The 21,372-nt window shown below is 45.3% G+C and carries 23 protein-coding genes; 12 read left to right on the forward strand and 11 right to left on the reverse strand.

All coding sequences use genetic code 11. The features are described from left to right. Positions 1-50: 50 nt before the first annotated feature. The 4 genes from ACLSSO_RS05020 to nrdR all read right to left on the reverse strand — a co-directional run bounded on the left by ACLSSO_RS05020 (position 51) and on the right by nrdR (position 1,892). Positions 51-386: a hypothetical protein gene (locus ACLSSO_RS05020; protein WP_413944245.1), complete on the reverse strand. Its 336-nt coding sequence runs from the start codon at positions 384-386 to the stop codon at positions 51-53. A gap of 126 nt (positions 387-512) precedes the next feature. Continuing rightward, positions 513-965 (reverse strand): hypothetical protein, encoded by a 453-nt coding sequence (locus tag ACLSSO_RS05025; RefSeq protein WP_295903128.1) that lies wholly within the window; start codon positions 963-965, stop codon positions 513-515. After that, positions 965-1,372, reverse strand: a complete 408-nt coding sequence (gene nusB, locus ACLSSO_RS05030) for a transcription antitermination factor NusB (protein WP_413944246.1) — start codon at positions 1,370-1,372, stop codon at positions 965-967. The genes ACLSSO_RS05025 and nusB overlap by 1 nt, the downstream gene beginning before the upstream one ends. Continuing rightward, positions 1,311-1,892, reverse strand: a complete 582-nt coding sequence (gene nrdR, locus ACLSSO_RS05035) for a transcriptional regulator NrdR (RefSeq protein WP_295903123.1) — start codon at positions 1,890-1,892, stop codon at positions 1,311-1,313. The genes nusB and nrdR overlap by 62 nt, the downstream gene beginning before the upstream one ends. Before the next feature lie 149 nt (positions 1,893-2,041). Between nrdR and ACLSSO_RS05040 the strand changes: the two genes are divergently transcribed. The 4 genes from ACLSSO_RS05040 (at position 2,042) to ACLSSO_RS05055 (ending at position 5,294) form a co-directional block, all read left to right on the forward strand. Continuing rightward, a complete protein-coding gene (locus ACLSSO_RS05040) occupies positions 2,042-2,671 on the forward strand; it encodes a hypothetical protein (protein ID WP_413944247.1) in 630 nt (209 codons plus the stop codon). Further along, the gene (locus ACLSSO_RS05045; protein WP_413944248.1) at positions 2,668-3,855 is read left to right on the forward strand and encodes an RsmB/NOP family class I SAM-dependent RNA methyltransferase; all 1,188 of its coding nucleotides are present in this window, start codon (positions 2,668-2,670) and stop codon (positions 3,853-3,855) included. The genes ACLSSO_RS05040 and ACLSSO_RS05045 overlap by 4 nt, the downstream gene beginning before the upstream one ends. Before the next feature lie 47 nt (positions 3,856-3,902). After that, positions 3,903-4,454 (forward strand): hypothetical protein, encoded by a 552-nt coding sequence (locus ACLSSO_RS05050; RefSeq protein ID WP_413944249.1) that lies wholly within the window; start codon positions 3,903-3,905, stop codon positions 4,452-4,454. A 99-nt stretch (positions 4,455-4,553) separates the two neighbouring features. Beyond that, complete coding sequence (locus ACLSSO_RS05055) at positions 4,554-5,294, forward strand: hypothetical protein (RefSeq protein WP_295903111.1); 741 nt, start codon at positions 4,554-4,556, stop codon at positions 5,292-5,294. 17 nt (positions 5,295-5,311) lie between these two features. Here ACLSSO_RS05055 and ACLSSO_RS05060 read toward each other — a convergent pair whose 3' ends face one another. Next, complete coding sequence (locus ACLSSO_RS05060; protein WP_295903108.1) at positions 5,312-6,070, reverse strand: hypothetical protein; 759 nt, start codon at positions 6,068-6,070, stop codon at positions 5,312-5,314. A gap of 83 nt (positions 6,071-6,153) precedes the next feature. Here ACLSSO_RS05060 and lgt point away from each other — a divergent pair, with 83 nt between their 5' ends. From lgt to ACLSSO_RS05080, 4 genes are all read left to right on the forward strand, one after another. Then, positions 6,154-7,212, forward strand: coding sequence for a prolipoprotein diacylglyceryl transferase (lgt, locus tag ACLSSO_RS05065; RefSeq protein WP_295903106.1), 1,059 nt, complete (start codon positions 6,154-6,156; stop codon positions 7,210-7,212). A 308-nt stretch (positions 7,213-7,520) separates the two neighbouring features. Next, positions 7,521-8,174 carry a hypothetical protein gene (locus tag ACLSSO_RS05070; RefSeq protein ID WP_413944250.1) on the forward strand — a complete coding sequence of 218 codons (654 nt, stop codon included), beginning with the start codon at positions 7,521-7,523 and terminating at the stop codon, positions 8,172-8,174. Next, positions 8,167-8,895, forward strand: a complete 729-nt coding sequence (locus tag ACLSSO_RS05075) for a DUF6973 domain-containing protein (RefSeq protein ID WP_295903102.1) — start codon at positions 8,167-8,169, stop codon at positions 8,893-8,895. Before ACLSSO_RS05070 ends, ACLSSO_RS05075 begins: the two co-directional genes overlap by 8 nt. After that, positions 8,883-9,347 carry a hypothetical protein gene (locus ACLSSO_RS05080; RefSeq protein ID WP_413944251.1) on the forward strand — a complete coding sequence of 155 codons (465 nt, stop codon included), beginning with the start codon at positions 8,883-8,885 and terminating at the stop codon, positions 9,345-9,347. Before ACLSSO_RS05075 ends, ACLSSO_RS05080 begins: the two co-directional genes overlap by 13 nt. Positions 9,348-9,386: 39 nt before the next feature. Here ACLSSO_RS05080 and ACLSSO_RS05085 read toward each other — a convergent pair whose 3' ends face one another. Further along, positions 9,387-11,225 carry a C1 family peptidase gene (locus tag ACLSSO_RS05085; RefSeq protein ID WP_413944252.1) on the reverse strand — a complete coding sequence of 613 codons (1,839 nt, stop codon included), beginning with the start codon at positions 11,223-11,225 and terminating at the stop codon, positions 9,387-9,389. 212 nt (positions 11,226-11,437) lie between these two features. Beyond that, positions 11,438-12,688, reverse strand: a complete 1,251-nt coding sequence (gene hisS / locus ACLSSO_RS05090; RefSeq protein WP_295903093.1) for a histidine--tRNA ligase — start codon at positions 12,686-12,688, stop codon at positions 11,438-11,440. 114 nt (positions 12,689-12,802) lie between these two features. Between hisS and ACLSSO_RS05095 the strand changes: the two genes are divergently transcribed. From ACLSSO_RS05095 to ACLSSO_RS05110, 4 genes are read left to right on the forward strand one after another with little or no spacing between them, the layout of a single operon-like run. After that, complete coding sequence (locus tag ACLSSO_RS05095) at positions 12,803-13,252, forward strand: DUF3299 domain-containing protein (protein WP_295903092.1); 450 nt, start codon at positions 12,803-12,805, stop codon at positions 13,250-13,252. 23 nt (positions 13,253-13,275) lie between these two features. Further along, complete coding sequence (locus ACLSSO_RS05100; RefSeq protein ID WP_295903089.1) at positions 13,276-13,758, forward strand: ZrgA family zinc uptake protein; 483 nt, start codon at positions 13,276-13,278, stop codon at positions 13,756-13,758. Beyond that, complete coding sequence (locus tag ACLSSO_RS05105) at positions 13,733-14,437, forward strand: ABC transporter ATP-binding protein (RefSeq protein ID WP_367276390.1); 705 nt, start codon at positions 13,733-13,735, stop codon at positions 14,435-14,437. Before ACLSSO_RS05100 ends, ACLSSO_RS05105 begins: the two co-directional genes overlap by 26 nt. Then, a complete protein-coding gene (locus tag ACLSSO_RS05110; protein ID WP_413944803.1) occupies positions 14,437-15,702 on the forward strand; it encodes an ABC transporter permease in 1,266 nt (421 codons plus the stop codon). The genes ACLSSO_RS05105 and ACLSSO_RS05110 overlap by 1 nt, the downstream gene beginning before the upstream one ends. Before the next feature lie 7 nt (positions 15,703-15,709). Here the strand turns inward: ACLSSO_RS05110 and ACLSSO_RS05115 are convergent, their stop codons facing one another. The 4 genes from ACLSSO_RS05115 to ACLSSO_RS05130 all read right to left on the reverse strand — a co-directional run bounded on the left by ACLSSO_RS05115 (position 15,710) and on the right by ACLSSO_RS05130 (position 21,368). Next, positions 15,710-18,496, reverse strand: a complete 2,787-nt coding sequence (locus ACLSSO_RS05115; protein WP_413944253.1) for a beta strand repeat-containing protein — start codon at positions 18,494-18,496, stop codon at positions 15,710-15,712. 56 nt (positions 18,497-18,552) lie between these two features. Continuing rightward, positions 18,553-18,756: a SlyX family protein gene (locus tag ACLSSO_RS05120; protein WP_295902253.1), complete on the reverse strand. Its 204-nt coding sequence runs from the start codon at positions 18,754-18,756 to the stop codon at positions 18,553-18,555. A 26-nt stretch (positions 18,757-18,782) separates the two neighbouring features. Then, positions 18,783-19,475 carry a JmjC domain-containing protein gene (locus ACLSSO_RS05125; RefSeq protein WP_413944254.1) on the reverse strand — a complete coding sequence of 231 codons (693 nt, stop codon included), beginning with the start codon at positions 19,473-19,475 and terminating at the stop codon, positions 18,783-18,785. A 66-nt stretch (positions 19,476-19,541) separates the two neighbouring features. Then, the gene (locus ACLSSO_RS05130) at positions 19,542-21,368 is read right to left on the reverse strand and encodes an adenylate/guanylate cyclase domain-containing protein (protein ID WP_295902256.1); all 1,827 of its coding nucleotides are present in this window, start codon (positions 21,366-21,368) and stop codon (positions 19,542-19,544) included. Positions 21,369-21,372: the final 4 nt, after the last annotated feature.

Consider the following 21,372-nt stretch of genomic DNA (forward strand, 5'->3'; position numbering starts at 1 on the left):
GAGCTAATGACGACCTAGACGAAATTCCAGGCCGCCGTCGTCAGAGAATTTTAGTAGCAGTAGTAAACCCAGTATTTTGTGTATCCGGATTTGGAAGTTGCACTACAGTAAACGCGATATCCAGGAGTGACTTCTGAATAACAGCGATAACCACGGGACCAACAAGAGATGCGATAGCCACCAGGGCATGTTGTCCAAGCTCGGCACGTGTAAGAATTTGGAGTTAAAAGTCTTTCCGCAAAATCCGGCAACGTCATCGTTTCGTCAGAGAAAACGTTCGGCAGTGAACCCTGTCCTCCTTCGGTCGACTGTTCACCCTGGGCATAAGCGCTGTTTGTGATCAGACAAAAAACAAAGGAAGCAAAAAGTAGAGATAGAGTTTTCATAGTCCCTCCCGATTTTTTCGTGTGTTGAGCGTTATGCTCTTAACAAGATTTTAAAAACCCGGAACAGGCAAGTAAACGCGACCATCGGGGCGGGACGGTAAAATACAGTGAGGAATTTAATTGCTGCTAATCAAGAACGACGGTGAAGTCTTGCACTTCGTGATGGGTTTTCCACGCCAGTTGCAAGTTTCCTGTGCTTTGTCCAGGCGGCAGAAAAACACGCATTGTGGGCTCTTTCAACTTTTGCCAAATCTCGAAAACCTGAGACGTCCATGCAGACAAGTCTCCTTGCCATGGCAAAATCACAACCCACTTGTTGGGAAGCAACTCTGAAGAAGCGATCATCAGTGGAGCCGTGTCTTTGGATCTTAAAGATTTTTTCTCAAGTTCCGTTTCAACCAAAACTTCTTTGAGATAAGCGGGAAGAGAGTGTGTGTGATGACGAGAGGCTTTGCAGATTTGAAAATTCAAATACCAATCAAGCTTGGCAGTCCACTGCGACTTTTCCAAGTCAGGCACGATCCAAAGGTCAGAACCGGGATTCAGAGCGCTGGCTTGGGAAAGCACGCTTATGGCCATTAGTGCACCTTACTCACTTGATCAAGAAGACCATTCACGAAACTGGCAGACTCTGTCGTTCCGTATTTTTTCGCAATCTCAACGGCTTCGTTGATGGCGATGTTTTCTTTGATGGGATCTTTGGCAAATTTCATTTCGTAAACAGCGATGCGCAAGATATTGCGATCAATCGTGGCCATGCGCTCGACTTTCCAGTGAGCACTCGACGCTTGAATTTTGGAATCCACAGCGGCTTTATTCGATTGCACGCCCGTGACCAAAAGATCGGCGTAATCGATCACTTCTGGATCGACAGTCTGCTCAAAAACATCGAGGAATGTTTGGTAGCTGATCTGAGGTGCGAACTCAGTTTGAAAGAGGATTTGGAGTGCGAGTTCGCGGGCTTGTCGTCTTGCTGTCAGTTTCATTTGGTTTCTTTTCGTTTTCTACAAAGTTCATCGCTGTGAGACTTAATTGTGGATTATTTGCATCGACAAAATCAAGCAGTTCAGCGTCTTCCAGTGTCTCCACAAACTCTTGGACGTCTTTGAAGGTGCGGTACACACTCGCAAAGCGGATGTAAGCCACGTCGTCGAGTTGTTTTAATTCCGCCATGACTTTTTTGCCGATAAGACGAGATGAAATTTCACTCTCTCCGCGGTTTACAACCCAAGAAGAGATTCTTTCCACCACGGCATCAATCTGTGCCAAGCTCACAGGGCGTTTTTGGCAGGCAGCTTGAAGACCTTTTAAGATTTTCTCTTTGCTAAAAGGTTCGCGGCGTCCGTCTTTTTTAATGATGAACGGGAAGGCGAGCATGATCGTCTCGACTGTCGAGAAACGAGCTTTGCACTCAAGGCACTCACGACGGCGGCGGATGCTGCCATCTTTCTGCACTCGAGTATCTAAAACTCTGTCGTCTGCATGTCCACAAAAGGGGCATTTCATAGTCTTTGGTCCCGTCTTAAAAGCTGCCTGGAGATTAGGGATGCGGCCCTGGGGAGTCAACGTGTCTAGGTCTAATAACTGCACGCGTCATTAGACTTACCTAGCGAGCTAAAAACTGGATAGAATAAAGGGCAGAAAATGAGGTGCGTGTGAAGACTTTTCTATCATTGATTTTGCCCTTGCTGATGGGCTCCGCTGCTTTAGCACAAGAGTCACAACCTGTGGTCGGCCGCGACGCTGCCGCTCGTTACTTTCAAAAACGCGATCCCGCACAAAGTTACCAAGCGGGAAATCCCGGTCCCACGGATCACTTTTTAGCTCTGCATTTTGGCCGTTACATGTCCTCACAATCTTACGATTGGGGTAAAAACGGTCAGCAAGACGACGTGGGTGGAAACACTTTCGGAGTCACTTACCGCGTGGGCGAGTGGCAAAACTCCATGGATTTGAATCTGCGCATCGACTATGCGGAATTTGATTTGCCGGTAGAGAATCCTTCAAAACTTTCTTTCATGCCTCTCCTCACATTTCCCGATGCGGGCTCGCGCTTTCCGTTATATTTTGGCGCAGGTGTCGGACTGGGAGTTTTTTTCAAACAGACCAACAGCAAATCCGCTCTTTCGCTCGATTACCAGTTGGTATTAGGCGCACGGTTCTTTGATATTTTTGAAAATACTGGATTCTTCATTGAAGCTGGTTTAAAAAACCACATTCATTTGCTCTCTTCCGGGCAATTTAACGGCACCTTCTTATCAGGTGGATTGGTATTTACATTTTGAAGATTCATAAGCATCTCGTAGAAACTATTATTGGCGCCCTTGACGAAGTTTTTGAACAAGGGCAGTACGCAGACAAAGTTATTCAGCGCAATCTCAAGGCGCAAAAACAATGGGGCTCTCGCGACAGAAGATTTTTTGCAGAGTCCGTCTACGAGATCGTCCGTTGGGAACGCCTTCTTAGTTATCTTGCCGATGACAACGACTTCTGGAAAATCTGGGGCGCTTATTGGGTTCGCCAAGGAAATGAACTTCCTGATTGGGAAGAGCTTGAAGGCCTTTCTGCGAAAGACGTACAAGCTCGCATGAAAGACATTCCGTCCTTCGCGATCGCGCAATCTATTCCTGATTGGATGGAGCAGCGTTTAGCACAGGAACTAGGCCCTGATTACAAAGACGTTGTGCGTGCTTTGAATCAGCCTGCGGAAGTTTTTCTGCGCACGAATGTTTTAAAAACAACTCCGGATGAATTGTTAAAGACTCTCACGGAAGCCGGAATTTCCGCGGTGAAAGTGTCGCCGGATTTGCCTCATGCTTTGAAACTCACTGAACGCAAAAACGTTTTCATCACAGAGCCTTTCAAAAAAGGCCTTTTTGAAGTTCAAGATGCCGCTTCGCAAATGGTTGTTCCGTTGTTGGACGTGCAGCCAGGGCATCGCGTGGTCGATGCCTGTGCGGGAGCAGGTGGCAAGAGTTTGCACATGGCTTCTTTAATGAAGAACAAGGGAAAGATCATTTCCCTCGATATTCACGAGTGGAAATTGCAAGAGTTGAAAGTGCGCGCACGCCGTGATGGTGTCGACGTTATTGAAACGCGTGTGATTGATTCCAGCAAAGTGATTAAGCGCCTCTACGACACAGCAGACAGAGTTTTGCTCGATGTACCTTGTTCAGGAATGGGCGTTCTTCGTCGCAATCCGGATTCGAAGTGGAAACTTTCTAACGAAGAGATCGCGCGTCTTCACGATTTGCAGTACGAAATTTTAACAAGCTACTGCGATATCACGAAAAAAGGCGGGCAGTTGGTTTATGCCACTTGCAGTCTTCTTCCGAGTGAAAATGAAAAACAGATCGAAAGATTCTTGGCGGAACATGGGGAGCGTTGGACTCTGGTAAAACAGATCCACCTTCGTCCAGACAAAGAAGGTTTCGACGGTTTTTATGCTGCTCTTTTAAGAAGAAACTAGACCTTCCCGGACTGAGACAGTTTCCTTAGGGCGCCGATAAAGATCCTGTGAAGAAATTATTCGCCGTACTTATTATTATTCTTATGACCTCACAAGCTCGCGCCGGCCTTCTTTTGGAAGTCGGCGGAACTTATCTCTCTGACACTCTTTCAACCTCAGCGACAAAAACCTCTTCGAAATATTTTTATAATGTTGGCGTGGCCTTCAGTCTGAATAAAAATTTTTGGGGCGGATGGAATTACTCCGGCATTTCTCATACGAATAAAGACACGACCACGGAAACGTTTTCTTCGTCAGACACGGGTCCTTATGTGAAGTGGCAGTTTGGAAAAAACGAGTTATACAACCTCAGTGCCGCGTACAATATTTTAAGCCGTGCCACGTTTTCTGACGGAACATCGACAGAAACTTGGCAGGGGACGAGCATGTGGTTTCAGTTCGGAGTTTCTCCGGAAGTGAAGCCAGGCCTGCGTATTGGGGCCTCCATTAACTATTACCTTGCAAGTTATACAAAGAAGACTGTTTCTAATGTTGAGTCGAACGCGTCTAATTCCAAGTCTTGGATATTCCCGATGTTATCGGTATCCAAGGAGTGGTGACACGAGGCGCCGCAAAAAAGACTAAAAATCCTCTGTTTTTTGTTTGAAACCCCCTAGGCCCCTTGATAGAACCCTCGGGCAACAAATAAGGGGGTCCTCATGATTCGTTCTCTAGTAGCTATGGCTTTGACTTTGGGAATGGCTTCTTCTGCATTCGCAATCGATAAAGCATACTTCGAAATCAAAAAAGTAAAAGTAACTGACGTGACTGAGCAATACGCTCAATCTGAACTTTTCGCGAAACCAATCAACGGTTTGAACGCGGATTGCAATTCTTCTCAAATGCCTTTGGCGCCAAAATTCACTGGCGACAAAACTTTGGGTTCTGTAAACCCACTTGATGCTGTTGAGTTGATCGTAGATCAAATCATCAACATCGGTAAAAAGATCTTCAACGTAATCAACGCAGGTCGCCCTGTTGTTAACATCAAAATCGACACTGCAAACGCACTTCCAAAAGGTTTGACTTGCTGGTCTGATCTTTCTGGTTGGAGCATGCCACAATCTAAAGTTTACAACGTTCAATACGAAAATGGTTTCGGTATGACAGTTGTAGATTACTCTTACCGTGTTACTTACACGGCGGGTGGTTCTGCTGATGGCGTTGGTAAATACATCACAAACGCAACTTTCCAACCAGCAAACGTATCTGTAGGCTGGGGCTTCCAATTGGATGCAACTGCTGTGATCCCTTCTGTATTCAACACAGGTTCAAAACGTGATCCTGTCGCGGGAATGCAAATGAACATGGAGTGGAAAGTCACTTCTCCAATGTCTCATGAGCAATCTACTGAGTCTTACTTCGTAAGCGGCGAAAACAAACTAATCCAATTGGATTAGTCCGCGCTTTAGGAATCTTAGAAGAATATTTTGATTCCTGACCTAATCCCTGCGCGATCGGTGACTGTGTCATCCGTCGCAGCAGGGATCTTATTTTTCTGGCTCTCCTTGTACCAGGTACCGAAAATGCGAATGGCTTTAAAGTCTATAAAAAGCCCCGCCTCGGTGATATTTCCCGACACATCTCCTAATTCATCCGTGGAGGTGGGAAGGAAATAACGGTATTTACCTTCAAGACCGAAATACTTTGTTAAATATACTTGCAGGGACGCCTGACCAAATTGCTGCGTCAGTTTCCCCAAAGAAGCATCCCGTGTGCGTTGACCATAGTGAATGGTGAACGACGTGTTCTGAATCGAATTTCCCAAAAGACGAATGTTCAGCATACCCGCCAGATCATTAAAATGCTCAGACGTGTTGTTTTCGTACTCCGCTGTCACGCCGACAAACTGTGCGTAGGCAGAAAGCTCTCCCGCAAAAGACGTGTGTGAGCTGCTGCTGTCGGGATTTTTCACTTCCGTTTTGTAGGAGTTGTAGGTTCCGCCGAGAGAAAACTCAAAAGGTGAGGGCGAGTTCATAGAAAGCCACATATCCATCATGCGGTTTCTATTTTTCATTTCAAGCCACTCAGAAAGAGACCAGCGTCCGGCTTCGCGATTGGCCGCTCGTTTGGTGAAGTCGATACCACTTCCCCAGCGACTGCCACTTTGAGCGAAGGAGGGTGTCGTTGAAAACGCGATAATGCACAGTAGAAGCAAAGATGAAAACCTAGACATGTCCCTATTTTCTCGCTTTTATTAGGTGGCGTCTAAATATTCCCGTTTTGATATACTGTTAACGTCTCAAAAAAGGATACGTTGTGGTTCATGATTTCGATCCGTTTGCTCTAAGAATTTCCGGCGATTTTGGAATTCGTTGGTATGGCCTGTCTTACATGATGGGTTTTATCTGTGCTTATTTGCTGATTACTTGGTTGGCAAAGAGACAAAGAGCAGGCCTTACACCACAAATGGTCGGCGATTTTATCACGTATGCCGCGATCGGTACTTTGGTGGGCGGTCGTTTGGGGTATGTGATTTTCTACGGCCCTGATCTTTTCATGAAGTTTAAATCTACGTTCCCTTATTGGGGAGTGTTGGCGGTGAACGAAGGCGGGATGGCGAGCCACGGAGGCATGATCGGGATCGTGCTAGCGTGTTTGTTGTATGCCCGTAAATACTCTGTGAACTCTTTGTATCTTTTGGATCTTGTCGCAGTTTCGGGACCCATCGGGGTTTTCTTTGGTCGTATTGCGAACTTCATCAATGGGGAACTCGTAGGACGTCCTTGCGATCCAACGTTCCCTTTGGCTGTGAAATTCCCCCAGGATATTTTGCAGTGGCCATCTCAAGACATGACAAAACTAACAGAGCTTGTGCCTGTTGTTGAAAAGGTCGGCGTGAACCGCGAGCAATGGTTGGAGCTTGTTGATAAATTCCGCTTTGATATGGTTTCGCGCGATCAGGTTTATTCGATCATGAATAAAGTGATTGAAGGAATTCAAAACGGCAACACGGCGGCGAAAGAGGCGATTGCACCGCTTTTGACACCACGCTATCCATCACAACTTTTCGCGGCTTTAGGTGAAGGTCTTTTCTTGTTCTTGATTCTTTTCTTGTTGTGGAGAAAGCCACGCAAGCCAGGATTTATCGCAGCGACATTTGTTTTGCTGTACGCGATTGTTCGTGTCGGTGATGAACACTTCCGTATGCCAGATGCACACATCGGTTTCCAATGGTTGGGATTCACTCGCGGTCAATGGCTTTCTATTGCGATGTTTGTAGTCGGTTTGATTTTGATGTTTGTTTGGACTCGCGCTAGTTCACTCAAAATTTCTGGGTGGGGCAAAGGACAGTCAGTCAAATTGTATCGCAAATAAATCGTACTACGATACGCGAGGAAGGGAGAGAGGCGCTACGGCACTAAAAACTCTCGGACAGTCCTCGCGCTTTGAGGGAGCTTGTTGGCTCCCTTTTTTATTTTTTTTAGTTTTCTGATTGCTACTGCTGTTCTTTCTTGGCGCTGCGGAACTCGGTTTTTAGTGCCGTAGCGCCTCTCTCCCTTCCTCGCTAACGTGGTTGATTTTTTTGGATAGCAATGCTGCGCTTTTGCGTTATTGATAAACCTATCTCCAAAACGAGAAAACAAAAAGTTGATTAAGTGAGTTCATAATGACAGGCTCAATATATGAAAACTCTTTATAGACTATCGCTGCATTTCTTTTTAGGTTTCATTTTTGTTTTTTTGCCAAACTGTACAAGTCTCGATTCAACAACCAGAAAAAGTTTTGATAAGGTTAAAACTTTTAAAGATTTGGCCGAATTTCAAAGTCCTCTGGAAAGCGCGAGTAAGCTCTACTCTCTTTTGACGAAAGAAAAGCTTTCAAAAAGGGACAGAAAATATATATCAGCTCAACTAAATGAAATTCTCTCAGCCCAAGGGGCGGTAGCTAAAGAACTCATGTCGACTGGAAAACTAGAGTTGAAGCCGGGGCATTCGTATGAGTTTGATCTAGAGTCATTTTGTGTAAATGTAGGCATGCATCAACCATTAACTGGCGATGGAATGTATCTTAACCAGATGCCAAGTGAATACAGCTCGTGGCTGCCCTCATTATTAGATAAATATAAAGAAAAGAAAATGAACCAAGAAGATACGCAAACTTTGATTTGGTCTCTTGCCTCCGAGTCCAAATATGACGAACTAAGCGAAAAGAACCAAAGTAATATGGAGAAAATATTTTCAGATGCTCCAGATAAATTTTCGAGAGTCGGTTGTTGGAGAGAAGATAAGACCTTTCATCGAAGATCTTTTGCCGACGGAAGTTGTCGAGATGCGTGAACGTTATGCTTCTTTCAGAGGTTTGCTTAACGAAGCTGACGTAAACTATAGAGAAATTGAAGAACGCGTTTCTCCACAGTCTGATAGAAAAGAGGCGATTCCGGTTGGCTGGGTAAAGACCCCGGAAGGATATTTTATTCAACTTACATCAAAGGGTTATAAAGAAACTCATGTAAAGATATATGCTCCTGAGAGTGTTAAAATTGGAACTCATTTTAAGCCCAGCGCCCACCTCGCTATTCCGACCAAAGGTCAAATGATAGCTCTTTCAAAAGTCGTTATAGATAAATACCTCAAATCTTACGCTGATAAAGGAGCTTATTATCTAACTGGTGTTAGACTCAATGATGCCGAAAAAGAGCTAGTGGCGAAATATCCTATGGATGCTGCACATATAGCATATTTGACGGCCGTTGCGGGCTATATAACTAGAAAAAATTTTCCCGAAGACGAGCATATCGACAATAAGGCAGATGCGTTTCGGCACTATTACTGGGCAGGAATGGTTGGTAAACAGTTGGGGGATGAAAAAGGTAGAAAGTTTTTAGATGCACATGAAAGTGATCCTGATAATCCAGATAAAGAAAAAAGAATGGATTTGTACAATAATAACGAAGGACTGAAGTTTAGCAAAAACTATAAAGGTAAAGACTTTGAAGAAGATTTAGAAAAGTCTGGTTTGGATAAGATTAAAAATAGAGAGTTAAAATGGCTAAAATAGGAAAATATTTTTGGCGATTTTTAAGTGCTATCACGATTGGTATTTTTGTTTGGTTCAGTATTGCTATCGGCTTCACGAATCTCGTAAAGTTCCCTTATTATATTTACGTTTTGAGGTGGAAGAATTTTGCAGATTCCGATTTTTTAGAGAATTATTGGGGGCTGAAATCCTTTGATTCGGAATTATGGAAATCTGGCTCTGACAGAGCAGCACAAGCGATAGAGTTATCTTTGAGTAAAAAGTTGATTGGTTTGAACCGTCGAGAGCTCGAAGAGCTGTTGGGAGTTCCCGATGGAAGCTATGTTCTTTCTGACTCGAATCTGACTTACTCTGTAGTCGATCGAACGTTGTCAGCAGATAGAAATAAAGGCGCACGTTGGAGTTTAGTCATATTTATGCGTGACGGGAAAGCCGAAAGGACTAAATTTTATAAATCTTGTTGTGGAGAATAAGGGGACCTTGCTTACAAGGTCCTTTTTTTCATGCGAGTATTACTGCCACATTCCTGTGATTGGGAATGATCTTGGTGATTCATTTCCTGCGGCATCGACGGCTGACACTTGGTAAGTGTAGTTAATGCCTTTGGAAATATTGTTGTCCGTGTAAGTCAGTGATGTCGCTGTCGCAATACGCACGTTGTTTCTATAGATGTAGTATTTCACCACTCCCACATTATCTGTAGCGCCTTTCCAGTTCAAAACAACTCGGGCTTTTCTGTTTCTTTGATAAGTTTCAAGATTTGCCGTGAAGTAGTTTGGAGCTGTTGGAGCAATCGTATCCGATGGACTCGGAGTGGGTGTCGGCGTAGGAGTTGGCGCTGGTGTTGTTCCTGCGACCAATGTTTTTGTTGTCGCATCAACGGCCATCGGCACACCCGGAGCGGACATCAATGTATTTCCAACGCTGGCGTTAATCACGTTAAACGCTGAAGTCGTCAACGCAGAACCTGCAGCACTGTCCTTCATGATTAGATAAAACTTCTGTGTGCTCACATCAGAACCAGCCAATGAAGAAATATCAAAGTAGAAGGTGCCGGATTTTTCCACTGTCGTTCCATCAAACGCATAACCACCACCGCGATTGACGAAAGCAGATGGAGTCCACGTTGCTGAAGGGCTTGATGCTGTGTTGGAAGAAGATCCGAACTGCAACGAAGCTTGCGAACGCAAGGCGTGGGACATATTCACTTCGGCCAAAAGTTTTGGCGTATATGGAGTGTATGTTGTGTAATACGCAACTCCACTTTGTGTTAACTGCACGCGACCTGCCGGAGCAAATCCTGGAACTGTTGAAGTCGCTCTCAATGCGTCGTAAGAAACCCAGGAGTAACCTTGATTCTTCCACGTGTTACCAAAAGAGTTGGCGAATTTGAAAGCGCCGACTTCTTGAGGCTCAACAGCACCGTTGCCATTGATATCTGTCCATATCGTGTCGTCGTAACCAACGATAGTGATCGCGTGACCTGCGACTGTGCCATTCATATAAGTCGCGATGGCCTGTCCTACGAAAGGATTTGATCCGACGTTGGGATTGGCTTGCACAGTTCGATAAACCCAACTGTTGATGTAAGTTCCAACAACAACAACGTGACCGTTTGCGAGCATTTGTTTTACGTTCGCCATTCCAGTATCCGTGTTAATGCTTGTGTAGGTGCTGGCCTTCATGCGTGAGTTGATCGCACGCTTCCAGTGCTCGGATGTCATATCCCAGCCAAGGTAATTACCGTCGTAAGGGAAGTCCGTCATCAAGGCGGCTCCGTGTTTTTCTAAAACAGAAAACGCATCAGAGAAATAAGATCCATTATCCACCCCACCGTTGATCATGTTGTAAGTCCACTTTGGTGAGTAAACGCGAGCGCGAGCCGTTTTGTTATCGCAACCCAAAGTTAAACACACTTCGTGACTCATTAAATAGTAAGTCGTCGCCCAAGCAACGCAAGAACCTTGCGCGCCTTGATTGGCAATCACTGGGAAAGCGGGCAGCACAGAATTGTCGACTTGCGCAGGCGCAGATCCCAAAGCTGTGGTTTCAGGCGCTGTGTTTGTATTTTTGGCGCCATTTTGAGTTTCATCAAATTCCATCTCTGGAAGAGACGTATCTGTAACAAGAGGGGCCTGACCTTTTTGGCGGCGTTCTTTGTTTACGCGCTCTAAGCCCAGGCGGTTCGGGTGCACTTTTTTAATTTTTCGTTTGTGAAGTTTTTGCGATTCTTCTTGGGTCATCTCCTTCAGACCCGGTCGATCAAAGCTCGGTTGAGCCAATGCATGAGAAACGTACAGACTTAATGTCAGAGCGATCGCGGCTCTGCCAGGTTTTAAATAATTTCTCATTCAGTTTTCTCCCTGAAAAAAGTTTGTTCCATGTTAAGGAGCAAACTTGAATTTTCCCTAGAAAAAACATGCGATGAAATCCGAATGCGAGGAGATAATAGAGAGTCTAAGATCAAAAGCTCGACACTAAAAATAAAATAAAAAAGGCGCTGAAGAAACAGCGCCCATTATTATGGATCTTAGTCCAAATTTTTTACATTAAATCTAAAAATCTAAATTTTGAATTCAAAACTTTTCAGAGCTTCGCGGGTGATTTCTGTTTGTTCACCTGTTGCGAAGTTTTTAACTGTGACAGTTTTATTTGCCACTTCATTGCCACCTAAAATCAAAGCGTAGTTCGCACCGACTTTGTTGGCTTTCTGCATTTTCTTCCCCATCTTACCTGATAAGAAATTTTCAGCCTTCAAGCCACGCGCGCGAATTTCGTAAGCGACTTTCACGCTCTCTTCTTCGCCTTGGTCATCAGCACCGACAACAGCAATCAAAACTTCTTTTTTGATTGCGAGTTCTTTAGGAGTCAAATCTGCTAAACGGTCAATGCCCGCGGCCCAACCGACGCCCGGAGTTTTTGGGCCGCCCATGGTTTCAATCAAACCATCGTAGCGTCCGCCGGCCAACACCGTGCCTTGGGCTCCCAGCTTGGACGTCGTGAATTCAAAAACGGTGTGACAGTAGTAATCAAGACCGCGCACCAAGTGATCATTCACTTTGTACGGGATGCCGAGCTTTTCAATTCCTTCCAAAACTTTTTTAAAGAAAGTTTGTGAAGTTTCATTCAAATACTGTTCAAGTTTTGGTGCATTCGCATTGAGTTTTTTGTCGCCCTCATCTTTGGAATCCAAAATACGCAAAGGATTTTTCTCCAAACGCATTTTGCTATCCGCTGACAATTGATCTTGATGAGCTGTGAAGTATTTCACCAAAGCCTCGCGGTAAGCCGCGCGACTTTCAACGTCGCCTAAAGTATTGATCTCCAGCGTGCAGTCCGCAGAGATTCCGATTTTTTGCAAGATATCCCACGCAAGTGCGATGCATTCGACATCGGCGAGTGGGGAGTCATAACCTAAACACTCTGCGCCCAATTGGTAAAATTGACGATATCGTCCCTTTTGTGGTCGCTCATATCGAAACATCGGGCCTGAATAATAAAATTTTAATGGAAGATTCTGCATCATGCCTTCAGAGATAAAAGCGCGCGCCACACCCGCTGTTCCCTCAGGTCTTAATGTGAGACTTTCTCCGCCACGATCTGTAAAATCATAAGTCTCTTTATTCACAACATCGGATGTTTCGCCCAAAGTGCGATGAAAAACGTCAGAAAATTCAAAAATCGGAGTTTCAATTTCTCCGTAACCGTACAAAAGGGACTTCTCATAGGCTGATTCTTCGACAAAACGGAAAAGAAGACTGTCCTCTGGAAGTAGATCGCGGGTGCCACGAACTCTTTGAATTTTATTGCTCATATCTCGGCCTCATTCTCTGACTGGAATTTCCTTTATAACAGAGGGAAGGGCGGTGCGCAAAGCTATTGCATTTAGTTAAGGTGCAGTTTCTAATAAGAACTGGGGTAAGGCATAATGAAAAAGTGGGTTCTCGCAGGCGTATTTATATTAGCGGCCGTCACTGGCGCGGTGATCTATCAAACCATGGGGTCGCGTGGTGCTGCCTTGTCGGGTGTCGAAGTAGACTGGCGCTTACTTGGCGAGATGGACTACATTACAGGTAAATCTTCTTCCGAACTTCAGGCACTGAACGGCAAGCCCGTTAAAATTCCTGGTTTTATGGTGCCTCTTGAAGACAACTCCCGCGACGTGGTGGAGTTTTTGCTCGTACCCAGCCCGCAAGCTTGCATTCACGTTCCGCCTCCGCCGCCGAATCAAATGGTCTATGTGAAAATGAAAAAAGGCACGGATGTGGCAGTGGGGCCTATCTGGGTTTACGGTACTTTGAATTTAGTCACAAAAAAATCCATGTACGGAGATGCGTCGTTCGAGCTCGTTGGTGAGGCTGTTGAGCCGTACAAATGATCTGCTAACAAGGAGGAGGTCCTATGTTAAAAGTTCTTATGTTCTCAGCATTGGTTTTTGCAGCACGCGAACAAGGTGCCCATGTCCATGGCGCCGGTAAAGTCAGTATGGGGTTTGACGGTAAAAAGGGAAAAATCGAAATGGAAATTCCCGCCGACACGCTTTTCGGTTTCGAACACGAGGCCCGATCCAAAAAAGATAAACAGAAAAAAGAAGAAGCTCTCAAGAAACTAGAAGAAAAAATTTCTGAGATGATCGTTTTTGATCCGGCATTAAAATGTGAAATCAAAAAGGAAATTTTTGAAGTGAATCAAGAAAATAACCATGCGGACGTAGACGCTGAGTTTTCTGTCACATGTCAGGCTCCCATGGCGGGCAGTTCCGTTTCTTTCCATTTTTCGAAAGTATTTTCGCGCTTAAAGAAAGTTCAAGTAGACGTGATTGCTGATGGAGTGCAAAAGTCAGCCCAAGTTCTGAAGAATGGAGACAGTCTTGACCTCAAGTAACATTCTGATTGAGATTCGCGACCTGCAATACACTTACGAAGGTCAAACGACTCCCACTTTGCGCATCCCTGAGTTTTCAGTGGTGCGTGGTGAGGAGTTGTTTCTTTATGGACCTAGCGGCACTGGCAAAACAACTTTGTTAGAAATGCTTTCGGGCGTTTTAAAACCAAGCCAGGGCAGCTTAAAAATTTTAGGTTGCGATTTCGTTCAGATGAGCGCGGCAGAAAGAGACGCCTTCCGTGCCGAGCATATGGGGTATGTTTTCCAGAATTTCAATTTGATTCCGTATTTGACCGTGCAAGAAAATATCGAACTTCCCTTGCACTTAAGTGCCGCTCGTCGCGCGCGCTTAGGCAGTGTTGACACTGAAATGGTGATCCGTGCTCTGTGCGGAAACTTAGGTATCGGTGACTTGCTCGGAAAAAAAGTCGGGGAGTTGAGTGTCGGCCAACAACAACGTGTGGCCGTAGCTCGCGCTCTTTTAGGAAAGCCCGATCTTCTTTTAGCGGACGAGCCGACATCGGCTTTGGACGCCGATCATCGCGAGAGATTTTTAAAACTGATGTTTGAGTTGTCAGAGCTTTACGGCACAACGGTGGTGTTTGTGTCCCATGACCGCAGCATTGAAAAACTTTTTACTCGTTCCATCTCGTTGGACTCCATTAACAAGGTTGTGTGATGGTTTTCTTAAAATTAGCTATCAAGTCATTGAAGAATCGTGCGTTTGCTACCACTTTGACTGTGATCTCTATCGCACTCAGTGTGTCTTTGCTTTTATCCGTTGAGCGCGCCAAGCGTGCCGCGGAAGAGGGTTTCACACAGACAATCAGTAAAACAGATTTGATCGTGGGCGCGCGCAGTGGACCTCTGCAATTGATCCTTTATACGGTTTTTAATATGGGAAATGCCACTCATAATATTTCCTATGAAACTTATCAAGATGTGAAAAAGAATCCGGCTATTGATTGGACGATTCCGTATTCTTTAGGTGATGGTCATCGTGGCTTCCGCGTTGTTGGAACGAACGAAGATTTCTTTAAGCACTATCACTATCGTGGCGATCAGAAAATCGAACTTGAGCATGGGATTGAATTCCGTGATTTGTGGGATGTGGTGATTGGTGCCGATGTCGCTCGCAAATTAAATTATAAATTAGGGGATCGCATCGTTGTCGCTCATGGCGTGACTAAAGGTGAAGGCATTCAAAATCATGAAGACAAGCCTTTTGTTGTTTCTGGAATTATGAAGCCTACGGGAACTCCGCTAGACCGCGCGGTCTACATGTCTTTAGAAGGCATGGAAGCTTTGCACGTGGATTGGCAAGAGGGAGCGGCTCCAACGGCTGATAAAATGATTCCTCGTGAACAATTGACTAAAGAAAAATTAAAGGTTCATTCGATCACAGCCTTTTTTATCGGCGCAAAATCCCGCATCGAAACTTTGAGACTGCAACGTGAAATCAATAACTACAAAGAAGAACCTTTGCTTGCAATCATTCCTGGTGTGACATTGAGCGAACTTTGGAACGGCCTTTCTTATGTGGAAGGTGTTCTCAGAATGATTTCGTGGATGGTGGTTGTTGTCGGTTTAATGGCGATGTTGATTTCATTAACGACGACATTGAATGAACGCCGCCGTGAAATGGCGATTCTTCGTTCGGTGGGTGCCCAGTCTTCGCAAATCGTTGGTTTGTTGGTTTTTGAATCGGCTTTGTTAACGGCTTTGGGCGTTGTGCTTGGAGTGGTGTTGTCCGTGGGACTTGTCGCTATTTTAAAACCATGGATTGAAACAGAGTTCGGCCTTTATCTTGTGGGACCGTGGTTCACGCAACGTGAATTGATTTACATGGTGATCACCTTGATCGGCGGAACTTTGATCGGATTGATCCCAGCTCTCAGGGCGCAGAATTTAGCTCTCAAAGATGGCTTGAGTGTGAAGCTCTAGGGCTTCACTAACGCAAGCCGAGTTCCGCCGCACTAAATTCTATGTCGTAAACTCCGACGGTCACGCCACTGTTTGTAGTTCCTGTGAGATAAAAAGTCGTCGATCCCGCGGGGCAGTTATAAAGCGTTTGAACTGTCGACATGTGATTGCCAACGGCTCCGGCGTCATTCGTGGTATTAGACACCCCTCGAATCACAGTTCCAGTAGCTGAGCCGACCCGAATATAGAAGACCGTTCCATTCCAGTTAGCGGCACTCAGATTTGAGGCGCTGAAGTTTGCAAAGATAAGAACGGGACCGCCATTGCAGGTCATCGTAAACGACGCAATCGTGCCTGCAGTTGTGAAGTTTGCATTTGCGGGATTATTCCTCGACCAAGAGTTGCTGGATTTAAAAGTCCCATTGACATCAAGTTTTGCTGAAGGCGATGCCGTTCCAACACCGACGTTTCCATCCGCACGAACAGCCAGACGGCTTGTGCCATTTGAGCGCGCATTGATCACATAAGAAGCCGTATCCGTTGCAGCCGTATAAACTTGCAATCCATTTGAAGCAGCGGCTGTGCCTGAATTAAAAAAGATTCCTGAATAACCCGTCGTCGCTGTCTGCCAACTAAGTCCGCCCGGTGCAATTGCATTTCCGTTAATACTGGCAATCGTCCCTGTGTCACCTAAGTTGATGGCCGTGTTGGCTAGTTGCCCTGCTGGATTTGTCGTTCCGACTCCCACATAGCCCGTAGGGTTAATTGTCATTTTCGTAGAACCATTTGTTTCAAATCCCAAAGCGAAGTTATCGTTTGTTCCTAGAACAGCATCGGCACCGAAACTGTTTCCGCCATTGGCGAAAACTCCAGAAGCAGAATAATTTGTACAGCCCATCACGCCTGCAGCATCGAACGTAACGATTTGTCCAACGCCACAACTAAATGTCGTCAGTGCCGCCCCTGTACCATTGGAGGCAATCAATCTATTCGCAGTAATGGATGTGACACCTGTACCACCATTTGCAATCGGTAAAGTGCCGGTGACTTCAGTTGCAAGATTCACCGCCGCACCATTGCTCGCAGCTGTCAAACGACCTTGAGCATCGACCGTGATATTTGCGCGAGTATAAGATCCTGCCGTCACAGCTGTGTTTGCTAAAGAAATAGTTCCAGTAGAAGTAATCGGCCCACCACTAAGCCCTGTACCTGTCACGATATTCGTGACGGTACCGCCAGCGTTGGTATCTGTGTCGCTCGCACACTCCCAACGAGAGTTAGCAGCAATCCATTTTAAAACCTGTCCATCAGTACAAGCGACATTGTTAGGTTTGTAAGTGAGATATTTTGAAGCGGCACTGTTGATATCACCATAATCAAGTGTCACAGCACCAGTCTTAGTTGCAACCGAAGTTACAGGAAATGCGATGGCTGCATTTGAAGCGGTAGTTAGTCGCCCTTGAGCATCAACAGTGAAAGTTCCAACTTGTGTAGTTGAACCGTAAGAACCAGCAGTGACCGCCGTATTTGCAAGTGAGATCGTTCCTGTAGTTGTGATAGGACCACCACTTAAACCCGTACCAGTCGCAATATTCGTAACAGTACCACCAGCATTTGAATCGTTGGCAGGAGCCCATTTCGTTCCATCATATTTCAAAACTTGGCCAGTAGCTAATCCCGTCGTATCAACATCAACGCCTTTAATCTTGTTAACAGAAACGGCGCCAATAGTTCCACTCACATCACCCGCAACAGAAACATTGATCGACTGACATTGAAAAGAACTAGAGACCGAATTCCAATAAGGCGTTTGATGAGCAGCACAGTTCGCACTTCCCACAGCAGAATTAAACGCAGCCACCGTATGATAATTACTCAAAGAAGAATTCAAATTAGTAACATCACTCATGCCAATGGCAGCACCAATCCACTGAGTGCCATCAAACTTCAAAAAATTTCCATTTGTTGGTGCAGCACTAGCAATGGCGACATTCTGAATCTTCACGACAGAAGGATTCGGATAAGTCCCAGACAAATCTCCGCCAGCAGCACCCGTTGGAACACGAGCATTGGTAAAACGAGAGTCATCACCCGCAGCCACTGTTCCCGCCGTCGTGCCCACGTTCAATGTCAATTGTGGAGTAGAGGCGGGATTCGCCACACTCAAATAAGCATTTGCCGAACTTACTGTCGTCACAGTTCCACCGCTGGCTCCCGTTACCGGAGCACAAACCATCGCCGTTCCATTCCAACTTAAAAATTCATTGGCGGCACAAGTTGGAACTCCTGTTTTTAAAACGAAATCATTTTCAGTTTTTGTACCGAGTTTTGCAGCAGAAGCCGCATAAGCAGAATAAGGAACTGTGCGAATTTCGTTATCAGGACTGATCACCTTCCAACCAGTACCGTCATGAAATTGAACCCGCAAGATCCGGGCATGACCTTCTGTCGGCGTATAAGAACTAACGACGTTGTTATTAGGATCAGCGCAATCCTGTGTTTGACTGTTATCAAAAACACTCAATAAAGTTTTTGTCGGAGAAGGAGGAAACAGTTTTGTTCCGGTGCCAATAGGCACGTCAAAAACTCCGTGGCTATTGGTCATATCGATACCGCTTTTTTGTTCACGATAGATAACGCATGTGCCGTTGTTACTCGTAATTTCAAACAAAAAACTGACGTTGTTGTATTCTAAAGGAGAACCGTCGGTCTTAACGATGCGACCTTGATAGGTCAAAAAATTAGGCGCTGCTTCCATTGAAACAGAAAAAAAGAAGGCCAATAAAAACAAGTACGTACAAAGAGGGCTCTTCATACATTCTTTATCGGAAATTTAACAAAGAAACTGAAGACGATCTCAGTTTGAGACGATTAATAATGCGGTGGCTTTTCTCCAGGACCACGAACATCGTCTCCGTCGCCTAGACCTTGCAGACGTTTCGTCAGGGCTTGCAAGAGGCCTTCTAGTTTATCAATTGTTTGCTGCTGTTGATAAAGAACCTGGTTGAGTTCTTCCAAAAGGAATTCCTGATGAGCGATTTTGGTTTCAAGATCTATAAAGCGTTGTTCAGACATGCGCTGCTTTTCCCACTTTTTAGGCTCTAATACAAGTGTAAATTCTGCTCAGGCTGAAGCACTTCCGTGGTGTGAACTCCAATAGAAAGATGGATGGAGTCGGTCATGGCCTGCGCTTTATGCCAGTAACCTGCGGGAATATAGAGCCAGTCGCCGGCTTTAAGCCAACAGCGAATTTCAGGAGCCGGAGGTTCCCTTAAAAAATACTCCCTCTGCGAGGCTTTACGGTCGAGGGGACGGGGAGTGGTGGTGTTTTTACGCAAGCGAAATTCTTTTTCTCCAAAAGTTTGAATCACGAAAACCTCGTCTAAATCATAGTGCCACTCAAAACCCTCTTGCTGCGCGGGTGTGCAGTAAACTTGTAAATCAATTGGGCATTGAAAGAAGGACTGAAAATCCTGAGCGATCATTCGTGTGACGGGATGCGCGTGTTCGGCATGACGAACTAAAAGAGTGCGATTGTTTTTAAATCCATGCAGAAACTGTTCTTTGCTTAGAGTCCCGGTATTAAGAGCTGAGTCCTCAGGAAGCTTTCCCTGCATCGGAAGCCAGCAATCACTGTGACGATTTTCCAAAATTTCTTGCAGCATAAACCACGAGATGCAGTTTTTCATGAAGAGCGCTTTTTCGGGAGCCGCAAAGGGACGTTCTTTAGCAATGTACTCTTGAGAAAACATAGAAAAAGGAATGGGGGAAAGAAGTTCTTCCAGAATCGACATAAGTGACTCCTTAAAAAAACTTCTTACCTTGCTCTTAAACGAACGAACAAATTAATCTTAGGAAAATTACGCAGCTTTCACTTTCACTTTGTCAGCGGCCTCAGCTTCGTAATCAGAATAAGGTGTGCTGACTTCTACCATAGTGCCATCTGCTGCGCGATAACCGCGAACCTTGAACATCTTTAATGCTTCAGAGCGGCCTTTCACTTCGGCGGCACCGGCAAGTTCTGTTTTGAAATCTTCGCCGATTTTTTCAATGACAGTGTCTGAAATCAAAAGATCCGCACCGAAAGCTTTTGTGGAAGCTTCGATACGTGAGGCGGTATTGACCGTGTTCCCGATAACAGTATATTCCATACGCTCGTCAGAACCGATTGTTCCTGAAATTGCGGCTCCGGCATGAAGACCCATACCGATGTTGATCGCAGGTTGACCACGGGAAATACGCAGTTCATTAAGACCCTCAAGAGCTTTCCTCATTTCAAGGCAAGCACGAACGGCATTGTGAGCATCGCGCTCAGAACCTTTCGGTGCACCCCACACGGCCATAATCGCATCACCGATAAATTTATCGACGACACCCCCGTGCGAGTTGATGATTTTAACCATCACGCCAAAGTATTCATTCAGCATTTCGACGACTTCTTCCGGAGAACGTTTTTCTGAAAAGGCCGTGAAACCCCGAATATCCGAGAAGAAGACCACGACTTCTTTTGACTGACCGCCGACCCCGATGTCTTTGCTGATCAAGTCTTCAGCGACAGAAGAGCCGTGGAACTTCGAGAAAAGGTTTTTCACCTTATCACGTTCCTTAAGACCTTCCGTCATGTGATCAAACGCTTCGGCCAAGTCACCCACTTCATCGTGAGAACGAACTTGCGCACGGGCTTTCACATCGAAATTCCCTTTAGAAACCAAGTTGATCATGTCCGCCAATTTTTCAATCGGGGAGGTGAGCGTCATAGAGAAAAGGAAGATAAAGAAGATCGCCATGGAGATCGCAGATCCCGCGACGAAAATCGCTCGACGTTTAACCTCATGTGACACTTCCAGAATTGTTTCCTCGGAAGTTTGTGAAATCAACGTCGCACCAAAAGATGTTTTTACAGAAGCGCCAAAATAGTTTTTATCAAAGTCAGGATCGACAAACTTCGTTTGATACTGAGGTGATTTTTGCGCCAAGGCTTTTTGCACAAAAGGATTTTTTGCCAAGTTCAGTCTTGCCATGGCCTTTTGTTCATCTTTATGCGCTAAAAGTTCACCGTAACGATCCACAAGATACTGCGTTCTTTCAGAAGGATCCGTGAATGGTTTTTCAAGTGGAGCTAAAGCAATGTCTGCCAAAGCAATGTGCGTGATTTTTCCTTGAGCGTCACGCACCAAAGGAATACCAATCGTGATCATCGCCGGAGCTTTTGGATAGGAAGCATTTTTAAGTTCCACACTTCCTTGCGCAACCGAACGCAAAGGAAACTTCTGCCACGAGCGCACATGAATAATATAAGTGCTGGAAAGGCCATAAGGCTTAAGCACTTCTTCTTTTACTTTACGCGCGACAGTTTCAACAGAGCTTCCATCCAATTTTAAAACTTCAAGAGCGATAAAATTTTTATCTTTCGTAAAACTAAAATCAAAGTCGTCACCTGTGGCTGTTTCCGCAGTCGTTCCCTTCATTAAAAGAGACGCGCTGACGCGGGTTTTTTCCACCAAAGAGCCGATGATGTTTTCAACTTCTTTCGCCTTAGCTGCCGCAGATTCCAAGTTCGCAATATCGACTTGCTCGGAAGATTTCTTTTCAAAGAAGTCTGAAGAGATCCAAGTGATCGTTCCTGTTGCGGCGACCAGAATCAGAATCGTTACTGTGATGAGTTTTGTTGAAATAGGTATTCTCATAACA

This window comes from Bdellovibrio sp. HCB-162 (assembly GCF_047344985.1).
Lineage (GTDB): Bacteria > Bdellovibrionota > Bdellovibrionia > Bdellovibrionales > Bdellovibrionaceae > Bdellovibrio.